Source organism: Metabacillus rhizolycopersici (assembly GCF_020075705.1).
The window spans coordinates 1-2,106 of the sequence record NZ_JAIQUM010000189.1 but is presented as its reverse complement, the minus strand read 5'-3'; the positions used below and the strand labels follow the sequence as shown (position 1 = coordinate 2,106).

General features: G+C 32.1%; 3 protein-coding genes. 2 read left to right on the top strand and 1 reads right to left on the bottom strand.

Annotated features, from left to right (window positions below; genetic code table 11):
- Positions 1 to 427: 427 nt before the first annotated feature.
- Entirely contained in the window at positions 428 to 721 is a 294-nt protein-coding gene (locus tag K9V48_RS27825; RefSeq protein ID WP_224142291.1) for a putative quinol monooxygenase, read from the bottom strand.
- A gap of 614 nt (positions 722 to 1,335) precedes the next feature.
- Between K9V48_RS27825 and K9V48_RS27820 the strand changes: the two genes are divergently transcribed.
- A complete protein-coding gene (locus tag K9V48_RS27820; RefSeq protein WP_224142290.1) occupies positions 1,336 to 1,527 on the top strand; it encodes an EamA family transporter in 192 nt (63 codons plus the stop codon).
- Between the two features lie 100 nt (positions 1,528 to 1,627).
- Positions 1,628 to 2,106 (top strand): DUF456 domain-containing protein (locus K9V48_RS27815; RefSeq protein WP_224142289.1); only part of this gene is annotated, 479 nt, incomplete at its 3' end.

Below are 2,106 nucleotides of genomic sequence, written 5' to 3'. Positions count from 1 at the left end.
CACGGGAAATCAGAGCTTTAAAAAACGAGGTTTTCATAAAATAATGCTTTCTGAAATAAGTGACTCACCAAAAAACCTCAAAAATTCCACGTTATTTGGGTTGACAGAATCTTATTTCAACAGCGTGTAAAAATAGCTGCCGTTCGGCAGCTATTTTTACTGAATGGAAGTATAATTGTATATATTACTTTTCTTCTCAATTCCCTACTTAAGTAATGGAGCTGGAAAATTAAAATGACCAAAAACTTGCCTAAACTTCTTATTTCCCAGCCTTCTGTCGATATTTGTTTCAGAGTAAAGCGATCCAACAGCAAGGTAACCGGTGTTTTAAAGTATAATAAGATAACGAAAAAATGCCCACATTTCTCCGCACGTTTCCAATTTAATAATTAAATAGTTAATAACAATGTAAAAATGAATTTATTATTCAGTGTTTTGTGGAAACAACGTACTTTGCTACATGTAGTGGTTCAAGTAAAAGATCAGGGACATCATTGATAAATTTCTTGAAATGAGAAGTTTCTTCATGATGTTCAATAGCTGTTTGATCTTTCCATTCTTCCAATATAACGAATTTATTTGGTTGGTCTGTCTCTTCATATAAGCGATAGCTGATATTTCCCTCTTCAGCTTGGGACTGTATTGTTACTTGCACAGCTTGTTCAAGAAATTCTTTACGATGCTTAGGGTTAACATGGATAAATGCATAAATGATAATCATTGATTATTCCTCCTTGAAAGTTTGTTATTGCCTAATCATTTATTACATTAACTTTCTTTATGGGGTAGCACTGACAAAACGCATATTTTATAAACGAACGTTTTTGGTAATTGTTAGCGTATAATATCCACGTTTTGTCGGCTGAACTCCCTTATAGTAGTCAAACTATCTATCAAATTTGATACCTTCATACGTCCGTTTATATATATGTTAGCATAAATATTGATATTTACGGTAAAAAAGGTATTTTATTACAATATTGAGTTAGTTGAAATCCTTATTAAAATAATAGTAATGATCACATTTATTTGTTCAACAACGGCCTGTTAGTTGAACAAAATTTTTAAGGGAAATATGAATACTCTACATATTTTTAGTTTGCATAAAACTAATTTCCGGAATTACAAAGAAGAGCCAACCCCAGTAGTAGCAAGGGTTTGGCTCTTCTTTGTTTTTACTCGTTATGCAATTTCTTATTAAGCTAAAGCACCCTATAGTTTAAGTACATTCTTTCACAATCTTATTCCATTTGTGAATATTATTACTTGTTCTAGTATGCTATAATTTAAAATTACAACCGTTAAATAATGGTATATATTAGGAGCATGAAGAGAGTGAATATTGTGCTGCTTGGTATATTGTTTACCATCCTATGGACATCTGGAGCTGTCTCTGTGAAATTTGGCTTACTTTCATCCCCACCGTTAACTATGGGGACCATCCGTTTTATTTTAGCAGGAAGTCTCTTAATGTTATATATTTATGGGTTTAGACGGGGGAAATATCCACTGCCACAAAAACTATGAAACTAAACGTAAACGAAAAACGTAATTAATAAAGATACTTTTATTAAAATTAAAAAACATAATGAATCTAAAAAATATTTGCTTGAATAGAGGTGACAAAATGGACATTTTGTGGTGGGCTACTGTAGCCATATTATTTATTTTAAGTTTTGTAGGTATCATCTATCCTATTATTCCTTCAATTGTTGTATTATGGGGTGGATTTGCAGTATACCATTTTCTTATTAACTCAAACGAACTATCCATATGGTTCTGGATTGGAATGCTAGTAATAACTGTCGTTTTAATCGCAGCGGATATCATCGCAAACAGTTACTTCGTAAAAAAATACGGAGGTTCTAAAACTTCGGAGAGGATCGCTACTATTGCAACGATAATTGGTTCGTTTATCATCCCTCCTTTCGGGATAATACTTATACCTTTTTTAGCGGTACTTGTTACAGAATACATCATTCAAAAGAATTGGCTAAAAGCAATAAAGGTAGGTTCAGCTACTGTTGTTGGTTTTTTAGGTGGAAGTATAGCGAAAGTATTAATTCAATTACTAATGATTGGTATATTTATTATTTCCGTGATTTT

Bases quoted from the DNA above. Each gene is read 5' to 3' on its own strand.
- K9V48_RS27825 (WP_224142291.1), bottom strand. From the start codon at position 721: ATGATTATCATTTATGCATTTATCCATGTTAACCCTAAGCATCGTAAA.